Source organism: Mesorhizobium sp. M4A.F.Ca.ET.050.02.1.1 (genome assembly GCF_003997725.1).
Classification (GTDB): Bacteria; Pseudomonadota; Alphaproteobacteria; order Rhizobiales; family Rhizobiaceae; genus Mesorhizobium.
Map to the genome: position 1 here is coordinate 1 of NZ_RZSG01000981.1, position 1,969 is coordinate 1,969.

The 1,969-nt window shown below is 64.1% G+C and carries 3 protein-coding genes; all 3 read left to right on the top strand.

What is annotated here, in order from left to right; all coding sequences use genetic code 11:
* Nucleotides 1-1,088, top strand: a 1,088-nt coding sequence (locus EOA33_RS33925) for a class II fumarate hydratase (protein ID WP_145989464.1), incomplete at its 5' end; no start/stop codon positions are given.
* 108 nt (nucleotides 1,089-1,196) lie between these two features.
* The gene (locus EOA33_RS33930; RefSeq protein WP_127407595.1) at nucleotides 1,197-1,619 is read left to right on the top strand and encodes a DoxX family protein; all 423 of its coding nucleotides are present in this window, start codon (nucleotides 1,197-1,199) and stop codon (nucleotides 1,617-1,619) included.
* Between the two features lie 212 nt (nucleotides 1,620-1,831).
* A partial coding sequence (locus tag EOA33_RS33935; protein ID WP_127407596.1) for a DoxX family membrane protein occupies nucleotides 1,832-1,969 on the top strand: 138 nt, incomplete at its 3' end.

The following is a 1,969-nucleotide window of genomic DNA, read 5'->3' on the forward strand; positions in this document are numbered from 1 at the left end:
TGAACGACAATGAGGTGATCTCCAACAGGGCGATCGAGCTGCTCGGCGGCGTCATGGGCTCGAAGAAGCCGGTGCATCCGAACGACCACGTCAATATGAGCCAGTCGTCGAACGACACCTATCCGACGGCCATGCACATCGCCTGCGCCGAGCGCATCGTGCACGATTTGCTGCCGGCGCTGAAGCACCTGCACAAGGCGCTGGAGGCCAAGAGCCAGGCGTTCGCGCATATCATCAAGATCGGCCGCACGCATACGCAGGACGCCACCCCGCTGACGCTGGGCCAGGAATTCTCCGGCTATGCCGCGCAGGTCGCCTCCTCGATCAAGCGCATAGAGATGACGCTGCCCGGCCTGCAGGAGCTGGCGCAGGGCGGCACCGCGGTCGGCACCGGCCTCAACGCGCCGGTCGGCTTCGCCGAAAAGGTGGCGGACCGCATCGCCGCCATCACCGGCATCGCCTTCGTCACCGCGCCGAACAAGTTCGAGGCGCTGGCCGCCCATGATTCCATGGTGTTCTCGCATGGCGCGATCAACGCCGCGGCGGCGGCACTCTTCAAGATCGCCAACGACATCCGCTTCCTCGGCTCCGGCCCGCGCTCCGGCCTCGGCGAGCTCTCGCTGCCGGAAAACGAGCCGGGCTCCTCGATCATGCCCGGCAAGGTCAACCCGACCCAGTGCGAAGCGCTGACGCAGGTCTGCGTGCAGGTGTTCGGCAACAATGCTGCGCTGACCTTCGCCGGCAGTCAGGGCCATTTCGAGCTCAATGTCTACAACCCGCTGATGGCCTATAATTTCCTGCAGTCGGTGCAGCTGCTCGCCGACGCCTCGGTCTCCTTCACCGACAATTGCGTGGTCGGCATCGAGGCGCGCGAGGACAACATCAAGGCAGCGCTCGACCGCTCGCTGATGCTGGTCACGGCGCTGGCGCCGACCATCGGTTACGACAACGCCGCCAAGATCGCCAAGACGGCGCACAAGAAGGGCACGACCTTGCGCGAGGAAGCGCTGGCGACGGGTCTGGTCAGCGAGGCCGACTACGACCGTCTGGTCAGGCCGGAGGATATGACGCATCCGGGGGTAAGCTAGTATCACTGGCGTAACCGGGTGAACAATCCGTCGTCAGATCAGCATCTTTGGTGAACAGTTTGCCTGCTCTATCTGGGGTGTCATTCCAATCCTCCCGGAGAGAGCCCCATGTCCATCAACACTTCCGTCGCCGGTTCCGGCACCACGTCCAACAGTTCTGTCACGATCCTGCTCGGCCGCATCCTGCTGGCCGTCATTTTCCTGCTTTCCGGCTTCGGCAAGCTCACCGCGATTGCTGGCACTGCAGGCTATTTTGGCAGCCTCGGCCTGCCGCTGCCGACCGTGACCGCCGTCCTCGTCGGCCTCATCGAGCTGCTCGGCGGCCTCGCCGTCCTCGTCGGCTTCCAGACCCGCATCGTTGCCTGGGTGCTGGCGATCTTCACGGTTGCCACCGGGCTGGTCGCCCACACCGGTTGGGCCGACCAGATGCAGATGATCCAGTTCCTCAAGAACCTCGCCATCGCCGGCGGCTTCATCGTGCTGGCTTCGTCTGGCGCCGGCGCCTACTCGATCGACGCCAAGCGCGGCTAAGCCTTCCCTCGCAAGCGCAGACCTGGGCGGCGCGGAATTTTCCGCGCCGCTTTTTCGTTGTCGAACTGTGCAGACGCGCCAGGTCTGCGACTCTGCTAGACTGGGGCGCAATCTAGGCTTGGCCAGTGGCCGGCTTTCGCTCTTTGCTCTGACGCAATTCCGGACGGAAAACCGTTACACACTTTTCCTGGAATTGCTCTCGGGAGGTGACGATGCCCCGCAATGCGCTGCTTCTATTGTCCCGCCTGCTGCTTGCCGCCCTCTTCGTCCCGTCCGGCTTCCACGCGCTGGCCAATATTTCCGGCACGACCAGCTATTTCGCCGGCCTCGGCCTGCCATTGCCGGCGCTC